The organism is Sphingomonas sp. J315 (genome assembly GCF_024666595.1).
GTDB lineage: Bacteria > Pseudomonadota > Alphaproteobacteria > Sphingomonadales > Sphingomonadaceae > Sphingomonas.
This window is the reverse complement of the sequence record NZ_CP088296.1, coordinates 2,346,944-2,368,989: the sequence shown is the minus strand read 5'-3', so window position 1 is coordinate 2,368,989 and position 22,046 is coordinate 2,346,944. Positions and strand designations below refer to the sequence as shown.

Genomic DNA, 22,046 nt, shown 5'->3' with positions numbered 1-22,046 from the left:
TCTTGCCGCATATGGCCTTCGATCGCGCGCAGCTCGGCGTCGCCGATCGGAATCTGCTCCGGCCAGTCGTCGGTGACGACGATCGGCCCGTCATCCTCGCGCGGCCGACGCGAAGCCCGGCGCGGTGCAACGCAGTTGGTGTAGTCGTGCAGGTCATCCGGGCTTTCGGCCCAGCGACGAGGCGTGCGGCGACGGACTTTGCGAGGAAGGGCCATCTCGACACGCTGCCGCGTGTCCGCACCTCGCACAAAGGTTTCATCGCGGCGTAGCGCAGATAGGGACGTGCGGCGACGGGTGTCATGCTTCGCCCCACGGATCGACGACCGTTATCCCGCACTCGGCGAAGTCGCGCACATTGCGAGTCGCCAGTCGCGCGCCGCGTGAGCGCACGATAGCGGCGATTTGCGCGTCGATCTGACTGATCGGCTTGCCGCCCTGTTTCCGCCCGGCGGCAATCTCTGGATAGGCGCTGGCCGCGTCGGTATCAAACGGCAGCACGCGCCCGGCAAGATCGACGTCAAACATGGGGCGCGCGGCGGCTAGCAGGTCCTCGCGGCGGCGTCCCTCGGGAAGCAATGCCAGGCCGTAGAAGATTTCCGCTTGCGTCAGCGTTGTCGTGAATACGCCCGCCATCGGCTGCTCGGCGATCCACGCCATGACCCTCGGGTTAGGCTCGCGCCGCATAAGCTCGGAAATGACGTTTGTGTCGAGAACGATCATTGGCCGAAGTCCACCGCCCGGATAGGCTCGCGGGACAGTTCAGGCAGATCGACGCCGCCCAGCGCGCCGAACCTTTCATGGATGGCCTGCCCCAAATTGCGAGGCCGCGGGATTTCGGTCGAGAGCGCTGAACGCAGGATGTCCCGGGCCTCATCTTCCATCGACCGGCCGTGCATCGCAGCGCGCAGGCGCAGACGATTTTTGATCGCATCGTCGATGTTTCGGATCGTCATAACTGCCATACGCATCTCCATAAGTCATTGACTGCATATTAGGCGATGAAGCGAGAAATTGCAAGATTCAGGGGTGGCGCCTCCCTGCGGGACCGCCGCTCTATCTCCGCTGCGCTCCGACCGAGCCCCTAACGGGTCTCGTCCCTGCCGGGTGACGATCAACATGGCGGAATGGCGCTCGCGCGCCGTTCGGGCAATCCGCCGCGCGGATTGTAGTCGTTCCCGTCTGCGGAGATCGGGCCAGGGCTGCGCCGGCCCGATCGCCGTTGGTCGTTTCTCTCCCCGTCGATGGGGTGGGCGACGCTTCCCTCTAGGCCCGCCGCGCCGGGCCGCAACGCGCTGTTGGCGCGTCCTCCACTGCGTTGCGGTCCTGCGGATGCTGCCCGGCTCCGCCGGCGGGCCTGCCGGTCGCTTCTTCGCCGCCCACCCCATTCCGGGGTGAGTGTGGTTTTTAGGAGAAGTGTGATGAACGCTGTTACCGAAACCGTAGCCGCCGAGCCTGTGTCGGGCGTCGAAATCTTCGTGCCGCTCGCCAAGCTCAAGAAGTCCCCGCGCAATGCCCGCAAGGTGCCGCATGGGGAGGCCGCTATCGAGGCGCTGGCCGCTTCGATCCAGCATAAGGGGCTGATCCAGAATCTCGTCGTGGAGCCGGAAACCAAGGACGACGGGACGCCGACCGGCAATTATTTCGTTACCGCTGGCGAGGGCCGCAGGCTGGCGATGCTGCTGCGCGCCAAGCGCAAGCAGTGCAAGAAATCCGAACCGGTGCGCTGCTGGCTGGACACGCAGAACGACCCGTCGGAAATCAGCCTCGACGAAAACGTGACCCGGACCCCGATGCACCCCGCCGACCAGTTCGAGCGATTCCGCGAGCTTGCGGACGGCAAGGGCTGGGGCGCGGAAGAGATCGGCGCGCGGTTCGGCGTGTCGGCTGGCGTGGTAAAGCAGCGGCTTCGCCTTGGCGCTGTTAGCCCGAAGCTGTTGCAGGTCTATCGCGAAGATGGCCTGACCTTGGACCAGTTGATGGCCTTCGCCATTGCCGAGGACCATGCCCGGCAGGAGCAGGTGTTCGAGGGGCTGCATCACAACCGCGAGCCTTGGATCATCCGCCGCGAGATGACCGCCGCCAACGTGCCCGCCGATGATCGCCGCGCGGTGTTCGTCGGGGCCGACGCCTATGTCGAGGCGGGCGGCAACATCATCCGCGATTTGTTCAGCGAGGACCGGGGCGGGTTCTTCGAGGATGCGGGCTTGCTCGACATGCTCGCCATCGAGAAGCTGCGCGAGATCGCCGGGATCGTGCTGTCCGAGGGCTGGAAATGGGCCGAGGCGCATATCGACTATCCCCACGCCCACGGGATGCGGCGCTTTTATCCGCAGACCATCGCCCTGTCCGACGAGGACGAGGCGCGGTTGGAGGCGCTGTCCACCGAGCATGACGAGCTTGCCGAAGGCTATTCGTCCTATGACGAGATGCCCGAGGACGTGGCGGCGAAGCTGGAGGCGGTGTCCGACGAGATCGATGCTATTTCGGCCAAGCGTCATGCCTACGACGCCAACGTGATCGCGCATGGCGGCGTGTTCGTGGTGCTGAACCATGACGGCGTTCCTCGTCTCGAGCGCGGTTTCGCCCGGCCCGAAGACGAGGCGCTGGCCGATCCGCAGCCCGAGGGTGTGGGTGAAGCCATCGACCCGGAGGCCGTGGAGGACGAACAGGCCGAGGATGGCGACGAGGACGAACGGGAAATCGAGGAAGAGGACGAGGAACCGGGCAAGCCGATTTCCGACAGCCTCACCCGCGACCTGTCCGCCCACCGGACGCTGGCCTTGCGCGTTGCCCTTGGCGAGCGGCCCGATCTGGCTTTGATCGCCTTGACCCACACGCTCACGGCGCAACTTTTCTACAGCTACGCCGAGGCCGGTTGCCTTGAGGTTCGTCCGACCGTGACGCCGCTTAGCAGCCATGCGGATGGGATCGAGGATACCCCGCTTGCCGCAAAGGCGAACGAGGCCCGCGAGGTTTGGGCCGAGCGGATGCCGCGTGATGTGGCCGACCTGTGGGCCTTCATCGTCGGGCTGGACGACGAGAAGCGGCTGGCGCTGCTGGCGCATTGCGCGTCGCGCACCGTCAACGCCCTGCGTCTGCCGTGGGACCGCAAGCCCCGCTCGCTACAAACCGCGGATCGGCTGGCGACCGCGCTGGCGCTGGATGTGGCGAAGGATTGGACGCCGACCGTGGACAGCTACCTTGGCCGCGTCACCAAGGCGCATATCGTGGAGGCCGTAGCCGAAGGCGTGTCGGAGGACGCCGCCCGACGCATCGCGGACATGAAGAAGCCGGACATGGCGCAAGCCGCCGAGCAGCTTCTGGCTGGGAGCGGCTGGCTTCCCGCCATACTGCGGACGACCGAGCCGGAAGCGGAGGCCGCCGATGCCGGAGCGGAGGATGGCGAAGCGTCCTATGCCGTCGCTGCCGAATAGCGGCATTGGGCCGGGGCTGCGCAAGCGGTCCCGGCCTTTTCCTTCGACCGAAAATCGCGGCGGCGCGCTGGTTGCGCGCCGCCGCTTTTCCCATGGCGAAGCGGTCGATCAGGTAGCGGCCTGAAGTTCCAGCAGGGTGCGTGCGGCCGCCTCCAGACGGTTGGGCTGTCGGCCTTCCTTCATCATCACTTCGAAATAGCGGGTGGATCGAAGCATCGCATCGAGTGCGAAGGACAGCGCCTTGGGGATCTCCAATTCGAACGGACCCAGAATATTGGTCACGCCACCCTTGCCGTTTCTCTTCTTTAGGCCATCGAGGCTGTTGCTGGACAGATGGCCGTAGAAGGCGCTGACCAGCCGATATTCGAGATAGCCCGACCGCTTCGGCATGGTCTGGGCAATCTTCTTGACGCTGAGACTCTTCCTTTTGGCGAGCTTTGCGGCGTGATGCTCCTGACGCTTCAGCGACGCCGCGATGAGGGCGGCGTCCGTGGGATGCTCCTCGCGCAAGAGCAGCTCCCGCTGGATCGCGTTGTCGTGCTCGTCGATCTCCAGCGCTTCGAGCGCTTTAAGCGGATCGGTGGCGAGCAGGCTCAGCCAGAATCCCACTTCATAGATCGCTCGCACAGCGCCCGCCGCTTCAATGGCCATGCCGCGCTCGGCCAGCATGACAGAAGCCGCGAACGCGTTCATCGCACGCCCGTACATGCGCACCGCCGTTGGAGCCTGTGCGTTGGCCGGCCCGCCATTGCCGGCATCCTGATGTTCCTGGAAAAGCCAGGTGGCGTAACGATTGACGTCCCGCGCCAGCGCGAACCACGGCGCATAGTTCTCGATGTAGATCGTCCGCCAGTCCTCGATCAGGGGCGAGAGCAATCCTTCTTCTGCCAAGCCCTCGCGAGGGTCCCGGTCTTCCTGCTGGCTGCCGTGATTCGTCATCGCACCGGCGTAGCATCTTCGCGGGAATGATGAGCGTTGATCGCCTTTGCGCTCCGCGCCGTGTGCGACGGTCGTCGCGCCTGTCCTGCTATTCGTAGCCCGGCTGCCCAACGGCCTCTCCAATGGCTGGTCTGCCGGAGCCGCTCGCCTTCCCGCAAGGGCGGAGCGCCGCTTTTTTCCGCCGCCTGCGGCTTTGCATCGCGAAGCAAAAAAGCGGCGCTCCGCCTTCCTCCGCTTCGCTGTGGCCCTTCGGGTGCGCGGACGATCGTCCCCGGCCGACGAAACGCCATCGAGGCCGCGATGGGCGCGGTCCGAGCAAGCAGGAGATTACGAAATGGCTACCATCGGCACCTTTACCGCCAACGCCAAGGGCGAGTTCACCGGCGTCATCAAGACGCTCACCCTCAGCACCAAAGCCACCCTTCGCCCGGTTGAAAAGGACGGCGAGAAGTCCCCGGACTTCCGTATCAGCGCCGGAGCGATGGACATCGGCGCCGCCTGGAAGAAGACCAGCCGCGAAGGTCGCGACTACATCTCCGTCAAGCTGGATGATCCGAGCTTCCCGGCTCCCGTCTATGCCACTCTCTCGGAGTCCGAGACTTCCGGCGAATACGCGCTGATCTGGTCCCGTTGACGCGACGTAGCGCCCCGCTCGAACGGAGCGGGGCGCTTCTCTTGTCGCCATACCGTCACTAGCCGGGCAACGAATCGAACAGCGGCAGCGGCATCCGGCGTGGCTCGTGCAGCGCTCCAGCGTCATAAGGTGCGATCGTCACCCATTCGACCGCCCAATCCAGCGTCAGCTCGCTTGGACCGATCCGCGAGATGCCGGCTCCGTCCACCACGACCCGGAAATCGACGCGCTCTTCCTCGACTTCGAGGCGGCCTTCGATCAGCGAACCGTCACTCGCCGCTAGAAGGAAGCGCCCCTCCGCCTCGTCATATGGAACTCGCAGCGTCTTGGTGATGTCGCCAGCGACCGCGATGCGCTGGCCGGGCTGTCCTGTGATCGTGATGCTCATACCGACTCCTTGCGGCTCGTTTGGATCAAAACAAGAACAAATGGCAAGAACTGTTTGCTGGCGCCTTGGCCGGCGCGGTGCTTGGGGCGCTGCCCCCAGCGCCCTTCGGAGCGCTTCCGCCCAGCTTCCTCCACGCGCGAGCGCGTTCCGTGCAGCCGGTTCCCCGCGAAGCCGCCCACTCCGGTTGCACCCCCGGTCTCGCCGACGGGCAGGGTTTCAGCGCGGCGCTCCGCTGCGCGGAAACCCAAGCCCAAGGAGGTCAGAATGCACTATCAGCTTGCCACCCGGTTCGGCCGTAATGCCCATCAGATCAGCGGGCGGGAGCCGCTCGACAATGAGGCGCTCTATCGGCACGTCCCGTCGATCTTCGCCCGCGAGGCGCACGACAGCCGTTCGGACCGCTACGTCTATGTGCCGACCATCGACATCGTCGAGGGGCTGCGCCGGGAAGGATGGTTCCCGTTCTTCGCCGTTCAGTCGGTGCCGCGCGACGGCAGCCGCCACGGCCACGCCAAGCACATGCTGCGTCTGCGCCGGGACGAGGGCATCGGCAAGCCCGAGGCCGCCGAGGTCATCGTCGTCAACAGCCACGACGGGACCAGCGCCTATCAGATGTTCGCTGGCATGCTGCGCTTCGTCTGCACCAACAGCATGATCGCAGGCGAGCGCTTCGAGGAAGTCCGCGTGCCGCACAAGGGCAACATTCAGGACGACATCATCGAGGGCGTTTATACCGTTGCCGAGGATTTCCCCCGGCTGATCGACGCCAGCGAAGCGATGAAGGCTGTTCGGCTGTCCGAGGACGAGCGCCGGTTGCTCGGCGAGGTGAGCTTGGTTGCCCGCTATGGCGAGGACGAAAGCCCGTTGCGGCCCGAACAGATCATCGAGCCGCGCCGCCGCGAGGACGTTGGCGACAGCCTGTGGACCACGTTCAACGTCATTCAGGAGAATGTCGTTCGGGGCGGTTTGCAGGGTCGCAAGCGCAACGCCGAGGGTCGCATACGCCGCGCACAGACTCGCGCCATCAACGGCATCGACCAGAACGTGACGCTCAACCGCGCGCTCTGGACGCTGGCCGAGGGGATGCAGCGCCTCAAGGCCGCCTGACCATCCGCCACCGCAGGGCCGGAGCTCCGGCCCTGCGGCTTCGCCGTTCTGCGCCGATCTGCTGCGCCAGATCGGCAGCGGCCGCGCGTCCCAAGGTTCGCGCGGCCGCAATCGCGCTCGCCGGGCTGGCGCCCGGCTCGCGCTCGAGTTCGGCGAAGCTAGTCAGTCTCGGACGGGTCGACTTCGGCCACCAGATCGGCGGGCGTGACGCCAAGCGCCGAGGCCAGGTGAAACAAGGTGACAACAGTCGGGTTACGTCGGCCCCGCTCCAGATCGCTGACATATTGCTGCGTAAAGCCCGACGTCTCCGCAAAGCGCTCCTGGGTAAAGCCCTTATCCTTTCTCAGCCTGGCAAAGTTCAATCCCACGAGGCGGCGCATGTCCATGCGCGGCAAACTGGACGATACACCCTATGCGGTTTATCTCATATAAGGTGTATCGTCTTACGGGCGCTCACCATCGCGGCGATAGGTGCACTGAACGATGCGGGACTTGCGCATAACCGAAGGACGGATTTGGTCTAGGTTGGTTAACCGGGGGACATGACGGGGCACGCCATGAGCAGATGTCAATTCGAGGACCGCGTGCCGGAGGCGGCGCAACTCACACCATACGACGAAAGCCACCTTGCCGACTATCTGCGCCTCCTCGATGCCGATGCCGAAGGGGCGGATTGGCGTCAGGCGGCTGCGTCGGTGTTCGGCATCGACGTGACTGCCGAACCCGATCGGGCGAAGGCGATGCATGAGAGCCATCTTGCGCGCGCAAGGTGGATGACGGAGATCGGCTACGCGCATCTGCTCGGCTGCGAACAGCCGTTAAAAGGTTAGGATTTCAGCAGATTCGGCAGCAATTCATTGCTGACTCAGCCGCGCAGCCGACATGGCTGCGCGCAATGTTCGCGCTATCGCGGCGAAGCGACGCCGCTGATGCTCCATCCACCGAAATCCGCGCGGAGCGCGGTTGGGAGGATGAAATGCCGACGCCGCCTGGGCGTCGCCAGCGACGCGCCGGCGGTCTGTCCGACGCGCTCGGGCGCGCCGACATAGCCGCCGAGTTTCTTCGACGAAACCGCACCTATCGCGCCGAATATACGCAGATGCAGCAGCGCATCGCGAGCGGCGCCGTCGCGAAGAACGCCGCCGAGTCGGCGTTCGCGCGGCGCTGGGGGTTATCCTTTCGCCACGGCGCCCGATGACCTGACCGACCCCATCATCTGGCGTCCGGAACTGTCCGCCGTGACGGTCATTCTCGACGCGGCCCCGGACGGATTTGCGAGCGCTCAGCCGGTCGATCCGCACTCGCTCGGCGCGCTTCTCGCGGACCTGGCGGGGATCGACGGGCGCCACGTCATCGTCGCCGACGCAGCCGGCGAGCATCGGTTATGGCTGCGTGACCCGACCCCCGGCCGACCGCTCGCCGCTATCGTCCCGCTCGACCGGGACTTCGTTACCCGCATCGCCAGCCTGTTGCGCTTCCATCGCCGGTTGCTCGGCCGGGAGGCCGGACCGTTGCCGCGCGGCTGGCCGCTCACACCCTATCGCTTAGCCCGCCTAAACCTGATCCTCCGCGCCCTTGATTTGCGTGATGGTGGTGCAACCTATCGCCAGATCGCGGTCGAGCTGGGGCGCGAGGACGCGACCAAGCTCTCCGCGAGCGACTGGAAAATGTCAGCGTCCCGGTCGTTTGTGGTTCGGCTGGTCCGTGATGGCATCGCCATGATGAAAGGCGACTACCGCAAGCTGCTCCGCATCCGCTGAAACGCCCACCCGGGCACCCAGTTGCGGGGGTGGTCACATCCGCGCAGCCGCACATCTTCATACCCCACCCGGCCGCTTCCATTCTGACAATTACGCCTCCTGCCGCCAACGTCCGCAGGAGCCGTCACTTGTCCGATACGCCCACCAACTTACCGCCCCGCTTCCTGCGCACGCCGGAAGCCGCACGCTTCCTTGGCCTTTCTGGCCGCACGCTGGAGAAGCACCGCTACTTCGGCACCGGCCCCGCCTACCGCCGGATCGGCGGTCGCGTCGTCTATTCGGTCGATGACCTGCGGGCCTGGGCCGACATCGGCATCAAGCACTCGACCTCCGATCCGGGTCAGGACGACCTCATGCCGCGCGCGGATTCGGCCATCGCCCGGAGCCGGCGATGACCGTCCCGCCGTCACCCATGCGTCACCGCCAGCCGTCCGACGACGGCATGACTCGCGTTGAACTGACCTGGATCGAGAAGCGGATCGAGCACTGGATCAGATTCGGCCGCGTCGCCGCCGACGAGATCGTCGATCGCCGCCGCCGCATCGTCCGCTTCCGGCCTGGCGCGATCTTCGCCTTCGTCCGCTGGGCGGCGAACGACTACGGCACGGTCAGCTCGCGCATCGACATCGTGCGCGCGGTCGACGCGGACGAGCCGTTCACGACGCTTCCGTTCGTGCGACCGGGCGGAGAAATCCTGCTCAAGATCGAGGGCTGGCCCAAAGTCAGTCAGGTTCTCGCCGCGATCGACGCGGCGGAGGCCGCGGGCGTCGATCCGTGCGACGCCGCACCGGATCACTGGCGACACGTCGCCAACCGCATCGCCGCCGGACATCAGCCGCGCCCCTATACGCTGGAGCGTCATCGCGCCTGGCTCAAACGCCGGGAGATCGAAGGATGACGCGCCGTGGATGGACCATCGCGACGACAGCCGCCGCGTCGCTGTTCGCCGTGTCGTTCACCGCCGTTGCGGTGCTTGACCCGCTGCCGCGCCTCATCTGGAACGCCAGCGCCAGCGCACCGCTCGGCCTCTACCGGATAGAGCCGGAACGCGATCCACCAGTCGGCGCGCTGGTCGCCGTCACGCCGCCCGAGCGGCTCGGCCAATGGCTGGCCGAGCGCGGCTATCTCGGCGAGGACGTACCGCTCTTGAAGCACGTCTCCGCCAAGGCCGGGCAGCGCGTGTGTCGGATCGGCGTGACGGTCAGCGTTGATGGACGGGCGGTTGCCGTCGCCGTGATCCGTGACCGGATCGGCCGTCCGCTGCCCGCGTGGCAAGGTTGCCGCACGCTCGCAGCAGGCGAGCTGCTGCTGCTCAATCCCGATCATCCCGACAGCCTGGACGGGCGCTACTTCGGGCCGCTGCCGGCCTCGACCGTGCTCGGCCGCGCGATCCCGATCCTCACCCGCGACGACCCCGAAGCGCCGCTGACGTGGCGTGCCGCCCGGTCCTGACCCGCATCCAACCCGCCAAACGAAAGGACATTCCCATGCAGATCGGCAGCTTTTTCCGCACCGCCAACGGCTATGAAGGCATCATCGAGACAGCGACGCTCGACATCCGCATCTCGATCGTTCCCGCCGACCCGACCGACGCCGAAAGGGCGCCGGACTGGCGCGTCCACCGCGGCGACGGGGGTGAAGGCCCCGAGATCGGCGCCGGATGGAACGAGACCGGCGAGCGCGCTGGCGATTACGTCTCGCTGCGCATCGACGACCCCGCGTTCGCGCAACCGATCCGCGCCGCGCTGTTCCAGAGCGCGAACGACAAATCGGCCTGGTCGCTGCGCTGGAACCGCCAGCCGAAGTCGCGCGAGCAGGACTGATCCGGTGCGCTTCCCCATCATCCCTTTGTTCGCGGGAAAGCCGTCTCATCCCTCCGTCCCGCTCGGTCGCAGGCCGGCCGGAGCGCGCAGCGAAGGTCAAGGGCGGCCGAAGGCCGGCGCTTCGCGCGCACCCTTTACCGCAGCGAGCACGCTGGCAGGCTGGCGGCGAAGCGGAGTCGGATCGGCCATATTGCTTACCGCCGTCCTGCTGTCCGGGGGCGCTGCGCCGGGAGCTGGTTGGGCGCAAGAAGCGCCCGTTGCCGCCCCGGCCGCTGCACATCCCTATGCCGGTCATGTCGCCGACGCCGCGCGGCGGTTCGGGATTCCCGAAGCGTGGATATGGGCGGTCATGCGCGTCGAAAGCCGGGGCAATTCGCGCGCCGTCTCGCGGGCTGGCGCGATGGGACTGATGCAGATCATGCCCGCGACCTGGGCGGGGCTGCGCGCCCGTTACGGTCTCGGCCCGGACCCGTTTGACGTGCGTGACAACATCATGGCGGGTGCGGCTTATCTGCGCGAGATGCACGACCGCTACGGCAACGCGAGCGCGATGTTGGCGGCCTATAATGCCGGACCGGGGCGTTACGACGACTATGTATCGCGAGGCCGTCCGCTGCCCGCCGAGACGGTCAGCTACCTCGCCCAGCTTACAGCCGTAGTCCGCGCGCGGGGAGCGGCCGAAACAGCGGTGAGTGCGCCGCCGGACCGCTTCGCGTGGCGTCGTGCGGCGCTATTCGTCCGCATTACCGGCAGCGGGTCCGCGCCGTCCGCCGCGCAATCGGACGACACATCCGATGCGCCGGGATCGGTCGTGGCGCGCGCCACCGAAGCGCAAGAGAGTGCGGCTTCTTCGTCACCGGACACGCAGGCGGATACGTTGTTCGTCCCCCGCGCCCGCGCGGGCCGACAGCAATGATCGGCGCTCGCTCCCGATCGGCCGCCGGATTCGAGAAGGGAACCGGGAGGGCAGGAAACAGGGGGAAGTGCGAGGGCAAGATATAAGCCGCACCCCGTTTCGCGGAAAAGCCGGGGCTTTTCCGTGGCTTCACATGGGGGCGTCGGTCGGCGCGCGTGCCGCGCGGAAGGGAAAAGTCAGTAAAAACAGCGCGTCGAATGGCACCATAGGCCAATTTCGGCCGAAAGCGGTCTGGCCGTGAGCAAGGACAGCGATTTCCGCGTCCGGCCCGGCAAGGCCAAGCGCAGCAAGGCGCAGGGCCGCAATGCGCGCGGCCTGGTGGCCGAGGTGCTACGGGTTGCCGCGATCCATAGCGGCGGGCGGCGCAGCGGCGGCGCGTCGCGCCGGGGTGGTCAGTCCAGTTTCGGCCGGGGGCGCACGGCGTTCGCGCGCAACCGCCTGTTCGGTTCTGGCCGGCGCGTCATCGTCAAGATGCTGCCCGTCGCCACCCGAGGCCGTGGCGGGCGACGTATGGCGCCGCTGTCCGCGCACATCGCCTATCTGAAGCGCGAAGGCGTCACTCGCGACGGCTCGTCCACGCGCATGTTCGATGAACATGGCGACCGTGCCGACGATCGCGGTTTCGCCGAGCGGTGCAAGGATGACCGGCATCACTTCCGGGTCATCGTGTCGCCCGAGGACGCAGCCGAGTTGACCGACCTTCGCGAATATACCCGCGACCTCGTTCGCCAGATGGAGTCGGACCTGGGGACGCGGCTGGATTGGGTCGCGGTCGATCATTGGAACACCGACAATCCGCACGTCCATCTGCTCGTGCGCGGCGTCAACGACCAGGGCGGCGACCTCGTCATCTCCCGCGACTACATCAGCCACAACCTGCGCTCGCGCGCCGAGGAGCTGGCGTTCGCCGAGCTGGGGCCGAAGCCTGAACATGAGGTGCAACGTGCGCTGGACCGCGAGGTGACGGCCGAGCGCTGGACGCGGCTCGACGGCGAGATCGGACGCGCCGCCGACGAGCTGGGCGTGATCGACCTGCGCGCCGAGCGGCCCGGCCCGGACGACCCGCGTCTTCGCCGGCTGATGGTCGGGCGGTTGCAGCATCTGGAAACGATGGGACTCGCGGCCGAAGGGGAGCCGGGACGATGGGCGGTCGCCGAAGGCGCGGCGGCGAAGCTGCGCGACCTGGGGACGCGCGGCGACATCATCCGCACGATCGGCGCGGCGCTTAAAGAGCGCGGGCAGGATCGGCCGCTCGACAGCTATGCCGTCGTCAGCGGCGCTCCCGAGAAGCCGATCGCCGGCCGGCTCATCGACAAGGGATTGCACGACGAGCTGGCCGGCACCGCCTATGCCGTGATCGACGGCACGGATGGCCGCACCCACCATGTCCGCCTGCCCGGCATCGAGGCGCTCGAGCATAGCCCGAAGCTCGGTGGCATCGTCGAGCTTCGGGCGATCGGACGACCCGGCGAGGATAAGCCGACGCTGGTGCTCGCCACCCGCTCGGACCTCGACCTTGCCGCGCAGGTCAAGGCGCCTGGCGCGACCTGGCTGGACCATCGCTTGATCGAGCGCGGCGCCGGCGTGGTGGACGGCGGGTTCGGCGCCGAGGTGCGCCGCGCGATGGACGCGCGCACCGATCATCTCGTCAAGGAAGGGCTGGCGCGTCGCTACGGCGAACGCACCGTGTTCGAACGCGGGCTGCTCGACACGCTGCGCAAGCGCGAGCTGGATTCGGTCGGCGCGAAGATCGCCGGCGAGACCGGGCTTGCCTACCGCCCCGCCGCAGGCGGCGAGAAGATCATCGGCGTCGTCCGCCAGCGGCTTGCGCTCGCGTCCGGCCGTTTCGCCATGCTCGACGACGGCCTTGGTTTCCGGCTCGTGCCTTGGGCCAGCACCCTCGAACAGCAGCTCGGCCGGCAGGTATCCGGCGTCGTGCACGCCGGTGGCGGCATCGACTGGACGCTGGGCCGCAAGCGCGACCTCGGCCTGTAACCCCGAAAGGAAAATCCATGTCCGCGACCAAGATATTGTGGGGTCAGGTCATCACCGTGTTCCTGATCGTCCTCGCCGCCGTGTGGGGTGCAACCCAATGGACGGCCGCCGCGCTCGCATACCAGCCGGAGCTTGGCCCGCCGTGGTTCATGGCCTTCGGCTACCGCATCTATCCGCCGCCCGCTTTCTTCTGGTGGTGGTTCAGCTTCGATGCCTATGCGCCCGACATCTTCAAGACCGGCGCGTTCATCGCCGCCTCGGGCGGATTCGTGTCGATCGCCGTCGCCATTGGTATGTCGGTGTGGCGCGCGCGCGAACTGAAGAACGCCGAGACCTATGGCTCGGCGCGCTGGGCAACCGAGCGGGAGGTTCGCAGCGCTGGGCTGCTGGGGCCGAACGGCGTCGTCCTCGGCAAGCTCGCGCGCGACTATCTGCGCCATGATGGGCCTGAGCATGTGCTGTGCTTCGCCCCGACACGGAGCGGCAAGGGCGTCGGCTTGGTTGTGCCGTCGCTTTTGACCTGGCCCGCGTCGGCAATCGTCCACGACATCAAGGGCGAGAACTGGACGCTGACCGCGGGCTTTCGCGCCCGGCACGGCCGCGTGCTGCTGTTCGATCCGACCAACGCGGCGTCGGCCGCCTACAATCCGTTGCTCGAAGTGCGGCGCGGACAGTGGGAGGTGCGCGACGTGCAGAATGTCGCCGATGTGCTGGTCGATCCCGAAGGCTCGCTGGAGCGCCGAAACCATTGGGAGAAGACCTCCCATTCGCTGCTGGTCGGTGCGATCCTTCATGTCCTCTATGCCGAGCCGGATAAGACGCTGGCGGGCGTTGCGGGATTCCTGTCGGACCCATCGCGCACGATCGAGCAGACGCTGGCCGCGATGATGGCGACGCCGCACCTCGGCGAAGCCGGCGTCCATCCCGTTGTCGCCAGCGCCGCGCGCGAGCTGCTGAACAAGTCGGACAACGAACGATCCGGCGTGCTCAGCACCGCGATGTCGTTCCTCGGCCTCTATCGTGATCCCGTCGTGGCGCAGGTCACGCGCGCCTGTCATTGGCGCATATCGGATCTGGTCGAGGGCGATCGGCCGGCGACGCTCTATCTGGTCGTGCCGCCCAGCGACATATCGCGCACCAAGCCGCTCATTCGGCTCATCCTCAACCAGATCGGTCGCCGCTTGACCGAGGAGCTGACGCCGAACGGCAACCGCCATCGCGTGCTCTTGATGCTCGACGAGTTTCCGGCGCTCGGCCGCCTCGACTTCTTCGAGTCCGCTTTGGCCTTCATGGCTGGCTATGGTCTCAAGGCATTCCTGATCGCGCAGTCTCTCAACCAGATCGAGAAGGCTTACGGCCCGAACAACGCGATCCTCGACAATTGCCATGTGCGCGTGAGCTTCGCCACCAACGACGAGCGCACCGCCAAGCGCGTGTCGGATGCGCTCGGCACCGCGACCGAAATGCGGGCGATGAAGAACTACGCGGGCCACAGGCTTTCGCCCTGGCTCGGGCATCTGATGGTGTCGCGGTCAGAGACCGCGCGCCAGCTCCTCACGCCGGGCGAGGTGATGCAGCTCCCGCCCGATGACGAGATCGTCATGGTGGCGGGCGTCCATCCGATCCGGGCGAAGAAGGTCCGCTACTACCGCGACGCCCGGTTCGCCGAGCGGATCATGTCCGCACCCACCCCGGACGCCGGCCAGGTGCGGCCCGATGACTGGACGGGCCGCGCCGTCGTCGCCGATCCCGCCGCCGTGGCGCGGATCGTCCGTTCGGCAGAGGACGCGGCCAACAGTGGATTGCGCCGCGAACCCGAACTGCCGGAGCATGTCGCCATCGCGTCGGAGACTCCGCCGCCGCCCGCGCAGGAGTTTGCGATCGTGGACGACGAACCCGAAGATGCTGCGCGGCAGGCGGCCGCCGTGCGGCGCCGGATGCAGGGGCTCGCGCGGCAGGCGTCGCTCGACCCCGGCGACGGTATCGAGCTGTAGGCGGCGATCATGCGTGTCCGGCTCAATGTCTATTTTCCGCCCGCGCTCGCCAAACAAGTCGACGAGCTGGCGATACGGCGTCGAATCTCACGCTCCGCAATCGTGGAGGCGGCGGTGGCGTCCTACCTGTCGCCCGATGGTGCCGATCGTATGGAGGCGGCGTTCGCTCGCCGGCTCGACCGGCTGTCGCGCCAAGTGCAACGGTTGGAGCGGAACACCGGGCTCTCGACCGAGGCGCTGGCGCTGTTCGTCCGCTTCTGGCTGTCCGTGACGCCGCCGCTGCCCGATGAGGATCAGGCCGCAGCGCAGGTGAAGGGACGCAAGCGCTACGAAGGGTTCATCGAAACGCTCGGCCGGCGCTATGCGAGCGGTAAGAGCCTGATGGACGAAATTCCCGAGGATATATGGCCGCAGAATCAAACTGATTCGGAATAGTCGGCTCCATGCACGGCGTGGTGACAATCGGCTGATCCGCCCCACGCAAGTATATACCGCCGCCTCTACTACGCCCTCAACTAACTGTTGCAGCGGCTGAATTTCTGGCTCTCTTGATGTGCTCCTGACACCGGGCGGCGGTTCGCCCGGTCCATTGCAGGGGCCATGTCTTGACCGTCCACCCGATCCGATCCGAGGCGAGATCACGCGGCGCGCGGATGCTGCGCACGGCGCTCGGGCCGTCAATCGCGGCCTGGCTCGACGATCCCGCCGTCATCGAAGTGATGCTAAACCCGGACGGCCGATTGTGGCTCGATCGGCTCGGCGAAGGAATCAGCGACACGGGTGAGCTGCTGAGCGCCGCCGATGGCGAGCGCATCGTCCGCCTGGTCGCACACCATGTCGGCGTCGAGGTTCATGCCCGTAGCCCGCGCGTGTCGGCCGAGCTGCCGGAAGGAGGCGAGCGGTTCGAGGGGCTCTTGCCCCCGGTAGTAGCCGCGCCTGCCTTCGCGATCCGCAAACCCGCCGTCGCGGTGTTCACGCTCGATGACTATTCGGTGGCCGGCATCATGTCGGCGGCTCAATCTGAGACGCTGCGGCACGGTGTCGAAACTCGTGCCAACATTCTTGTCGCGGGAGGGACCGGGAGCGGCAAGACCACGCTGGTCAACGCGCTGTTGGCCGAAGTCGCCAAAACCGGCGACCGCATCGTCCTGATCGAAGACACGCGCGAGCTGCAATGCGCCGCGCCGAACCTCGTCGCCATGCGGACCAAGGATGGCGTCGTTTCGCTGTCCGATCTCGTCCGGTCCTCGCTGCGGCTGCGCCCCGATCGCATTCCCATCGGCGAGGTGCGCGGCGCCGAGGCGCTCGACCTCCTCAAAGCCTGGGGCACCGGACATCCCGGCGGGATCGGCACTATCCACGCCGGAACCGCGCTCGGCGCGCTGCGCCGCATGGAGCAGCTCATTCAGGAGGCCGTCGTGACGGTCCCCCGCGCGCTGCTGGCCGAGACCATCGACCTCATCGCTGTGCTGGTCCGCGACGGACACGGCCGCCGGCTCGCCGAACTGGCCCGTGTCGACGGGCTCGACCCTGCGACCGGCGACTACCGCCTCATCCCGCTTTCCCAATCCCAGCCAGGAGACCTGCCATGATCCATGCCTTCCGGCGTGGCGCACGCCGCGCCATGCTCGCCGCCACCGCCAGCGTCGTCGCGCTGACCTTCGCCGTCCCGGCCCATGCCGGCGGTTCGTCGATGCCGTGGGAAGCCCCGCTCCAGTCGATCCTCGAAAGCATCGAGGGGCCGGTGGCGAAGATCGTGGCGGTCATCATCATCATCGTGACCGGCCTAACGCTCGCGTTCGGCGACACGTCGGGCGGCTTCCGTCGGCTGATCCAGATCGTGTTCGGTCTGTCGATCGCCTTCGCCGCCAGCTCCTTCTTCCTGAGCTTCTTCAGCTTCGGCGGCGGGGCGCTGGTCTGATGCTGGACGCTGCCGAGCCGATCACGGGCTTTTACGCCCCCGTCCACCGGGCGCTGACCGAGCCGATATTGCTCGGCGGCGCACCGCGCTCGCTCGCCATCGTCAACGGGACGCTGGCGGGCGCGATCGGCCTCGGCCTGCGCCTCTGGATCGCTGGCCTGGTCATCTGGGCGATCGGCCATGCGCTGTCCGTCTGGGCCGCTCGCCGCGACCCGCAATTCGTGGACGTGGCCCGGCGCCACCTCCGTTACCCAAGCTGGATGCGGCCATGATGAACTTGCGCGAATACCGTGGGCAAGCGGCACACCTTGCCGACTTCCTGCCCTGGGCCGCGCTGGTCGGTGAAGGTGTCGTGCTCAACAAGGACGGTTCGTTCCAGCGCACCGCCCGGTTCCGCGGCCCCGATCTTGACAGCGCGACGCCGGCCGAACTGGTGGCAACGACCTCGCGGCTCAACAATTCGCTTCGCCGGCTCGGTTCGGGCTGGGCGATCTTCGTCGAAGCGCAGCGGACGCCCGCGCTCGACTATCCTGAGGACGATTTCCCCGATCCCGTGTCGGCGCTGGTCGATATGGAACGGCGGGAACAGTTCCGCGAGGAAGGCGCGCATTTCGAGAGCGCCTATTATCTGACGCTGCTGTGGATGCCGCCAGCCGCGGAAGCCGCGCGGGCTGAAGGCTGGCTCTACGAGGGCCGCTCCACCACCGGCGTCGATCCGTGGGAGCTGCTCAAAGGCTTCACCGATCGCAGCGACCGCGTGCTGAACCTGGTCGAAGGCTTCATGCCCGAGGTCCGCTGGCTCGATGACGCCGAAACGCTGACCTACCTGCACAGCACGATTTCAACACGGCTCCAGCGCGTGCGCGTGCCGGAAACCCCGATGCACCTGGATGCCTTGCTGGCGGACGAGCCGCTCACCGGCGGGCTGGAGCCGCGCCTGGGCGACCATCATCTCCGCACGCTGACGATCGTTGGATTTCCGAGCGTCACCTTTCCCGGCCTGCTCGACGAGCTGAACCGGCTCGCCTTCGAGTATCGCTGGTCCACCCGCGCGATCATGCTCGACAAGACCGACGCGACCAAGCTGCTCACGCGTATCCGCCGCCAATGGTTCGCGAAGCGCAAGTCGGTCGCGGCCATCTTGAAAGAAGTGATGACGAACGAGGCGAGCACGCTGCTCGACAGCGACGCCTCGAACAAGGCGGCCGACGCCGACACCGCCTTGCAGGAGCTGGGCGCCGACTATGCCGGCATGGCCTATGTCACCGCCAGCGTGACGGTGTGGGACCGCGATCCGGCCATCGCCGGCGAGAAGCTGCGGCTGGTCGAGAAGGTCATCCAGGGCCGCGACTTCACCGTCATTCCAGAGGGCATGAACGCGATCGAGGCATGGCTGGGGAGCCTGCCCGGCCACATCTACGCCAACGTCCGCCAGCCCCCGATTTCCACCATCAATCTCGCCCACCTGATCCCCCTGTCAGCGGTATGGGCGGGGCCGGAACGGGACGAGCATTTCGGCGCTCCCCCTTGCTTTACGGCAAGACCGAAGGCTCGACCCCGTTCCGGTTTTCCCTTCACGTCGGCGATGTCGGCCACACGCTGATCGTCGGCCCGACCGGCGCTGGCAAATCGGTGTTGCTCGCGCTGATGGCGATGCAGTTCCGCCGCTACGAGAATGCGCAGGTTTTCGCCTTCGACTTCGGCGGCAGCATCCGCGCCGCCGCGATCGGCATGGGCGGCGACTGGCAGGATCTCGGCGGGATGCTCGCCGACGAGACCGGCGACGGCGTGCAGCTCCAGCCGCTCGCACATATCGACGATCCGGCCGAGCGCGCCTGGGCGGCGGAATGGCTGGCGGCGATCCTTGGCAGCGAAGGCGTCGCGGTCGATCCGCAGGCGAAGGAGCATCTGTGGTCGGCGCTCGGGTCGCTGGCGTCGGCGCCAGTCGCGGAGCGGACCCTGACCGGGCTTGCCGTGCTGCTCCAGAGTCAGCAGCTCAAGCAGGCGCTCGCGCCATATTGCATCGGCGGGACGTGGGGCCGGCTGCTCGACGCCGAGGCCGAACGGATCGGCGAAGCCGACGTGCAGGCATTCGAGACCGAGGGCCTGGTCGGCGCAGGATCGGCGGCTGCGGTGCTGTCCTACCTGTTCCACCGTATCGGTGATCGGCTGGACGGCTCGCCGACTCTCCTCATCATCGACGAGGGCTGGCTGGTTCTGGACAGCCCGGACTTCGCGGCCCAACTCCGCGAGTGGTTGAAGACGCTGCGCAAGAAGAACGCCAGCGTTGTCTTCGCCACGCAGAGCCTCGCCGACATCGAGACGAGTGACATCGCGCCGGCCATCATCGAGAGCTGCCCGACGCGCATCTTCCTCCCCAACGAGCGCGCGGCCGAACCGCAGATCGCCGCGATCTACGAGCGGTTCGGTCTCAATGCGCGCCAGATCGAGATACTGAGCCGGGCGACGCCGAAGCGCGACTATTACTGCCAGTCGCGGCGCGGCAACCGCCTCTTCGAGCTGGGACTTGGGGAGGTCGCGCTGGCGTTCGCCGGCGCCTCCGCCAAGACCGATCAGCTCGCCATCGCCGACATCATCGAGGCGCGGGGCCAGTCCGGCTTTGCGGCCGAATGGCTGCGGCGCCGCGGCTGCGCCTGGGCGGTCGAGCTTCTTCCCGAACCCCAACCCTATCCGCTGGCCGGCCGCCGGGAAGATACCGGCCAGCTTCCCCTAGCCTTGAAGGACATCGAACCATGAAGCCCTCCATCCTGCGCCGCGCCGTGCTGGCCGGCGCCATCGCCACGTCGAGCACGATCGGCATCACCGCCGCGACACCGGCGCACGCCCAATTCGGCGGGATCGTCTATGACCCGACGAACTACGCGCAGAACGTGCTGACGGCGGCCCGGTCGCTCCAGCAGATCAACAACCAAATTCAGCAAATCCAGCAAGCAGCGACGAGCCTCACCAACGAGGCGCGCAATCTCGCCTCGCTGCCTTTCAGTTCGCTCCAGCAGCTCCAACAGCAGGTGCAGCGCACACAGCAGCTTCTCGGCGAGGCGCAGCGGATCGCTTACGACGTGCAGAACGTCCAGCAGGCGTTCAACGGCCGCTACAGGGGCGCCGCGCTCACCGGCACCCACGCGCAGATGGTCGCCAACGCCAATGCGCGCTGGAAGGATAGCGTCGGCGCGTTCGAGGACGCGCTGCGCGTTCAGGCCGGCGTCGTCGGCAATATCGACGGCACGCGCACGGCGATGAACGGCCTCGTTTCGTCGAGCCAGTCCGCGACCGGCGCCCTTCAGGCCGCGCAGGCCGGCAACCAGCTTCTCGCCCTGCAATCGCAGCAGATCGCCGATCTCACGGCCTTGGTCGCGGCGCAGGGCCGCGCGCAGGCGCTGAATGCGGCTCGCCATACGGCGGCGGAGGAGGAAGGGCGTGAGCGGCGTCGGCGCTTCCTGACGCCATCCACCGGCTATCAGCCGGGCAACGCCCGCATGTTCCGCGACTGACGCCCGTGGACAGCAAGCTCCTCGCTCGGATCGGTGCAATCGTGTTCGTCGCCATCGCAATCACGATGACGGCGATCGAAATGGCGCGCGCACCCGAGCCGATGCCCGAGGCGCCGGGGTCCGTCGCCGAAACCCCGGCGACGGACCCGCTGCTGATCGAACTGCGCCGTTGCCAGTCACTCGGACAGGCCGGCGCGAGCGATCCCGATTGCCTCCGCGCATGGGCGGAAAATCGCCGCCGCTTCCTCGCGCCTGGTGCGCGTCCCGCCGCCCGCATCGCCGATGGGGCGAACCCGCAGGAGAACTGACATGGGCGGCACCGGCGTCGTCGATCGCTTTCTGGATGTCTTCACCCGCTACATTGACAGCGGGTTCGGTCTGCTCGGCGGCGAGGTGGCGTTCATCGCCACGACGCTGATCGTCATCGACGTGACGCTTGCCGCGCTGTTTTGGACGTGGGGCGAGGGCGACGACATCCTTGCGAGGCTTATCAAAAAGACCCTGTTCGTCGGCGTCTTCGCCTACATCATCGGCAACTGGAACAGCCTGGCGCGGATCGTCTTCGAGAGCTTCGCCGGCCTTGGATTGAAAGCGTCCGGCACCGGCTTCACGGCCGCCGAGCTGCTCCAGCCGGGCCGCGTCGCTCAGGTCGGCCTTGAGGCGGGTCAGCCCATCCTCGAATCCATCTCCGACCTGATGGGTTGGATCGCCTTCTTCGAGAATTTCATCCAGATCGCGTGCCTGCTGTTCGCTTGGGTGCTGGTCATCCTCGCCTTCTTCATCCTGGCTATCCAGCTTTTCATCACGCTGATCGAGTTCAAGCTGGCGACGCTGGCCGGCTTCGTGCTGATCCCGTTCGGCCTATTCGGCAAGACCGCCTTCATGGCCGAGCGCGTGCTGGGGCTGGTCATCTCGTCGGGCGTCAAGGTGCTGGTGCTCGCCGTCATCGTCGGCATCGGCTCCACCCTGTTCGACGAGTTCCGCGCCGGCTTTGGCGGCGCGCAGCCGACCATCGAGGATGCGATGGCGGTCGCGCTTGCCTCGCTCTGTCTGCTCGGCCTTGGCATCTTCGGCCCGTCGATCGCCAACGGCATCGTCTCAGGCGGTCCCGCACTTGGCGCTGGCGCCGCGGCCGGGACCGCACTCGCCGCCGGGGGCGCGCTGGTCGGTGGCGCTGCCGCCGCTCGCCTCGGTGCCGGCGCAGTCGCCGGTGCGGTTGGCGGCGCGGCCCGTGGCGCGGCGTTCACCTCCGGCGCAGCAAACAGCGCCTACGCGCTCGGCTCTGCCGGAAAGACCGGCGCAGCCGCCGCAGCGGGTGGCGCGGCCGGCGTCGGGCGGGCGGCCGTAGGCGCCGCGCTTTCGCCGCTCAGAAAAGCCGCCGGGTCACTCAAGGACAGCTACCGCTCCGGCGGACGCGCCGCCGTCACCGCCACGGGCGGCACGATTTCTGGCGGCGGCGCAGCGCCCGCGCCGGAGGCGTCCGGTGGCCCGCCGACCTGGGCCACCGCCATGAAGCGCCGCCAAACCATGACCCACGGCGCGACGGTCGCCGCCCATACGCTGCGCTCCGGCGACGGCGGCGGCGGCGGCGCGTCGGTCGATGTCAGCCAGAAGGATTGATCC

The 22,046-nt window shown here is 67.3% G+C and carries 25 protein-coding genes and 1 pseudogene; 21 read left to right on the top strand and 5 right to left on the bottom strand.

The features are described 5' to 3' along the window. Positions 1-297: 297 nt before the first annotated feature. Together LRS08_RS12075 and LRS08_RS12070 are read right to left on the bottom strand one after the other, a co-directional pair. Positions 298-720, bottom strand: a complete 423-nt coding sequence (locus LRS08_RS12075; RefSeq protein ID WP_257843461.1) for a type II toxin-antitoxin system VapC family toxin — start codon at positions 718-720, stop codon at positions 298-300. Beyond that, on the bottom strand, positions 717-962 hold the full coding sequence (locus LRS08_RS12070; protein WP_257843462.1) for a FitA-like ribbon-helix-helix domain-containing protein: 246 nt from the start codon (positions 960-962) through the stop codon (positions 717-719). The genes LRS08_RS12075 and LRS08_RS12070 overlap by 4 nt, the downstream gene beginning before the upstream one ends. Before the next feature lie 456 nt (positions 963-1,418). Between LRS08_RS12070 and LRS08_RS12065 the strand changes: the two genes are divergently transcribed. Continuing rightward, complete coding sequence (locus LRS08_RS12065) at positions 1,419-3,434, top strand: ParB/RepB/Spo0J family partition protein (protein WP_257843464.1); 2,016 nt, start codon at positions 1,419-1,421, stop codon at positions 3,432-3,434. A 108-nt stretch (positions 3,435-3,542) separates the two neighbouring features. On the opposite strand, the gene LRS08_RS12060 is transcribed toward LRS08_RS12065, so the two are convergent. Further along, on the bottom strand, positions 3,543-4,373 hold the full coding sequence (locus tag LRS08_RS12060; protein ID WP_257843465.1) for a DUF5677 domain-containing protein: 831 nt from the start codon (positions 4,371-4,373) through the stop codon (positions 3,543-3,545). A gap of 334 nt (positions 4,374-4,707) precedes the next feature. Between LRS08_RS12060 and LRS08_RS12055 the strand changes: the two genes are divergently transcribed. Further along, positions 4,708-5,007 carry a DUF736 domain-containing protein gene (locus tag LRS08_RS12055; protein ID WP_257843466.1) on the top strand — a complete coding sequence of 100 codons (300 nt, stop codon included), beginning with the start codon at positions 4,708-4,710 and terminating at the stop codon, positions 5,005-5,007. Between the two features lie 58 nt (positions 5,008-5,065). On the opposite strand, the gene LRS08_RS12050 is transcribed toward LRS08_RS12055, so the two are convergent. Then, positions 5,066-5,395, bottom strand: coding sequence for a hypothetical protein (locus LRS08_RS12050; protein ID WP_257843467.1), 330 nt, complete (start codon positions 5,393-5,395; stop codon positions 5,066-5,068). A 264-nt stretch (positions 5,396-5,659) separates the two neighbouring features. Here LRS08_RS12050 and LRS08_RS12045 point away from each other — a divergent pair, with 264 nt between their 5' ends. Next, positions 5,660-6,502, top strand: coding sequence for a DUF932 domain-containing protein (locus tag LRS08_RS12045; RefSeq protein ID WP_260480763.1), 843 nt, complete (start codon positions 5,660-5,662; stop codon positions 6,500-6,502). A gap of 158 nt (positions 6,503-6,660) precedes the next feature. Here LRS08_RS12045 and LRS08_RS12040 read toward each other — a convergent pair whose 3' ends face one another. Continuing rightward, the gene (locus LRS08_RS12040; protein WP_053555789.1) at positions 6,661-6,888 is read right to left on the bottom strand and encodes a helix-turn-helix domain-containing protein; all 228 of its coding nucleotides are present in this window, start codon (positions 6,886-6,888) and stop codon (positions 6,661-6,663) included. A 171-nt stretch (positions 6,889-7,059) separates the two neighbouring features. Between LRS08_RS12040 and LRS08_RS12035 the strand changes: the two genes are divergently transcribed. From LRS08_RS12035 to trbL, 18 genes and pseudogenes are all read left to right on the top strand, one after another. Continuing rightward, complete coding sequence (locus tag LRS08_RS12035) at positions 7,060-7,332, top strand: DNA -binding domain-containing protein (RefSeq protein WP_053555788.1); 273 nt, start codon at positions 7,060-7,062, stop codon at positions 7,330-7,332. Positions 7,333-7,478: 146 nt separating this feature from the next. Continuing rightward, complete coding sequence (locus tag LRS08_RS12030; RefSeq protein ID WP_141383962.1) at positions 7,479-7,700, top strand: transcriptional regulator domain-containing protein; 222 nt, start codon at positions 7,479-7,481, stop codon at positions 7,698-7,700. Between the two features lie 40 nt (positions 7,701-7,740). Further along, positions 7,741-8,262: a DUF2285 domain-containing protein gene (locus LRS08_RS12025; protein ID WP_257843468.1), complete on the top strand. Its 522-nt coding sequence runs from the start codon at positions 7,741-7,743 to the stop codon at positions 8,260-8,262. Between the two features lie 128 nt (positions 8,263-8,390). Continuing rightward, positions 8,391-8,657 (top strand): helix-turn-helix transcriptional regulator, encoded by a 267-nt coding sequence (locus LRS08_RS12020; protein ID WP_015459426.1) that lies wholly within the window; start codon positions 8,391-8,393, stop codon positions 8,655-8,657. Further along, positions 8,654-9,160: a DUF2840 domain-containing protein gene (locus LRS08_RS12015; protein ID WP_141383961.1), complete on the top strand. Its 507-nt coding sequence runs from the start codon at positions 8,654-8,656 to the stop codon at positions 9,158-9,160. Before LRS08_RS12020 ends, LRS08_RS12015 begins: the two co-directional genes overlap by 4 nt. Continuing rightward, complete coding sequence (locus LRS08_RS12010) at positions 9,157-9,714, top strand: S26 family signal peptidase (protein WP_257843472.1); 558 nt, start codon at positions 9,157-9,159, stop codon at positions 9,712-9,714. Before LRS08_RS12015 ends, LRS08_RS12010 begins: the two co-directional genes overlap by 4 nt. 35 nt (positions 9,715-9,749) lie before the next feature. Then, a complete protein-coding gene (locus LRS08_RS12005) occupies positions 9,750-10,085 on the top strand; it encodes a DUF736 domain-containing protein (protein WP_257843474.1) in 336 nt (111 codons plus the stop codon). Positions 10,086-10,089: 4 nt separating this feature from the next. Continuing rightward, positions 10,090-11,001: a lytic transglycosylase domain-containing protein gene (locus LRS08_RS12000; protein ID WP_374580286.1), complete on the top strand. Its 912-nt coding sequence runs from the start codon at positions 10,090-10,092 to the stop codon at positions 10,999-11,001. A gap of 237 nt (positions 11,002-11,238) precedes the next feature. Beyond that, positions 11,239-12,996 carry a relaxase/mobilization nuclease domain-containing protein gene (locus tag LRS08_RS11995; protein WP_257843476.1) on the top strand — a complete coding sequence of 586 codons (1,758 nt, stop codon included), beginning with the start codon at positions 11,239-11,241 and terminating at the stop codon, positions 12,994-12,996. A 17-nt stretch (positions 12,997-13,013) separates the two neighbouring features. Continuing rightward, entirely contained in the window at positions 13,014-14,990 is a 1,977-nt protein-coding gene (locus LRS08_RS11990; protein WP_257843479.1) for a conjugal transfer protein TraG, read from the top strand. Positions 14,991-14,999: 9 nt separating this feature from the next. After that, positions 15,000-15,425, top strand: coding sequence for a CopG family transcriptional regulator (locus tag LRS08_RS11985; RefSeq protein WP_257843480.1), 426 nt, complete (start codon positions 15,000-15,002; stop codon positions 15,423-15,425). A 170-nt stretch (positions 15,426-15,595) separates the two neighbouring features. Then, entirely contained in the window at positions 15,596-16,582 is a 987-nt protein-coding gene (gene trbB, locus LRS08_RS11980) for a P-type conjugative transfer ATPase TrbB (protein ID WP_257843482.1), read from the top strand. Next, the gene (locus tag LRS08_RS11975) at positions 16,579-16,911 is read left to right on the top strand and encodes a TrbC/VirB2 family protein (protein WP_141383954.1); all 333 of its coding nucleotides are present in this window, start codon (positions 16,579-16,581) and stop codon (positions 16,909-16,911) included. The genes trbB and LRS08_RS11975 overlap by 4 nt, the downstream gene beginning before the upstream one ends. Beyond that, positions 16,911-17,183 carry a VirB3 family type IV secretion system protein gene (locus tag LRS08_RS11970; RefSeq protein ID WP_257843484.1) on the top strand — a complete coding sequence of 91 codons (273 nt, stop codon included), beginning with the start codon at positions 16,911-16,913 and terminating at the stop codon, positions 17,181-17,183. The genes LRS08_RS11975 and LRS08_RS11970 overlap by 1 nt, the downstream gene beginning before the upstream one ends. Further along, a pseudogene (gene trbE / locus LRS08_RS11965) lies at positions 17,180-19,668 on the top strand (conjugal transfer protein TrbE). Before LRS08_RS11970 ends, trbE begins: the two are co-directional and overlap by 4 nt. Beyond that, a complete protein-coding gene (trbJ, locus tag LRS08_RS11960; protein ID WP_257843486.1) occupies positions 19,665-20,423 on the top strand; it encodes a P-type conjugative transfer protein TrbJ in 759 nt (252 codons plus the stop codon). The pseudogene trbE and the gene trbJ overlap by 4 nt, the downstream one beginning before the upstream one ends. Before the next feature lie 5 nt (positions 20,424-20,428). Then, a complete protein-coding gene (gene trbK-alt / locus LRS08_RS11955; protein ID WP_141383950.1) occupies positions 20,429-20,731 on the top strand; it encodes a putative entry exclusion protein TrbK-alt in 303 nt (100 codons plus the stop codon). Between the two features lies 1 nt (position 20,732). Continuing rightward, positions 20,733-22,043 carry a P-type conjugative transfer protein TrbL gene (trbL, locus tag LRS08_RS11950; protein WP_257843487.1) on the top strand — a complete coding sequence of 437 codons (1,311 nt, stop codon included), beginning with the start codon at positions 20,733-20,735 and terminating at the stop codon, positions 22,041-22,043. The last annotated feature ends 3 nt before the right edge of the window (positions 22,044-22,046 follow it).